The following is a 1129-nucleotide window of genomic DNA, read 5'->3' as shown; positions in this document are numbered from 1 at the left end:
CATGAGCGTTTAAAAAATAAGAAACTCGGTTGGCAATACTGGCGTAGCTCCCAGAAATACTCATAGGATTGCCTCTCATGCTTTCTTCTACTCCATATAATTGGTACTCGCCATACATCACACCTACATAAACACCTACTTGGCCTGCCATATCTTCTTCACGAGGTATCTGTAAGCTGGAACGTGTATATCCTGCATCTTCGATTGCCATCCAGCTATGCTGTAAAAACAAACGCTCCTGAGGATCGATTGATGCTGCCTCTCTGGGAGAGATATTAAAAAACCTCGGGTCAAATTCATCAACCCCTTCTATAAAACCACCCCATTTACTGTAATGATAACCGCTTTTACTACGATCCTCACTATAATACTCCCGCCAGTCCCAACGATCTTTAGGAATCTCGGTGATACAATCCTTACCCTTCTTTAGGTTATCCCAGTACGCTGCTACATCAACCGAAGCCGGGTAACGACCACTTAATCCTACAATAGCAATAGGATCATCTGGTTTTGAATGAGATTTATCTTTTGAAATAACAATATTACGTTTACGATTTAATCGCCTTTTACTACTATTTTTGGTTTGATCATCTGGTTGCTCTTTTATTATTTTTTTCTGACTATCTTTTTCGGAATCAAAGAGTTGAGATAACCTATTAATATGAAACTTTATAAAATATTCAGAAAGCTCATTAATGGTTTGATATTCGAAAAACAGAGTCTTGGGCAGAGAAGGAAAGGTTTTTTCTAATTGATCTGTAAGACTCATCGCTAATATGGAATCAATACCATATTTCTCTAATGGTGCCTGCGGATCTATTTTATGGGAAGCCAGCTTTAATACTATAGCAAACTGTTTACACAAATAATCTTTGGTTTTTTCTATAAAGCTTTCTTCGATAACTTTTGAAATAACTTGTTGTTTCGTATTAGGTGATATTGCTATAGGTTTCTCTTTTTCTTTTTCATCTTCAAGAAGTGCCTGGCACATTTGTTTCATATCGCCTTCCATAACTAAAGTTTGGCTATACCTCAACTCCAAACAACGATACAATGTATCCATTCCAACAACTGTATTCATAGGGTTCATCCCATAGGTTTCACATAAAACCTCTTGGTTTTTCTGATC

The 1129-nt window shown here is 37.0% G+C and carries 1 protein-coding gene; it reads right to left on the bottom strand.

Translation table 11 applies throughout. From position 1 onward, the window contains the following. The coding region (locus Z054_RS29605; protein WP_035093876.1) for an acyl carrier protein at window positions 1-1129 on the bottom strand (1129 nt) is incomplete at both ends.

This window comes from Aquimarina macrocephali JAMB N27 (genome assembly GCF_000520995.1).
Classification (GTDB): Bacteria; Bacteroidota; Bacteroidia; order Flavobacteriales; family Flavobacteriaceae; genus Aquimarina; species Aquimarina macrocephali.
This window is presented reverse-complemented; position numbering and strand designations above follow the sequence as displayed.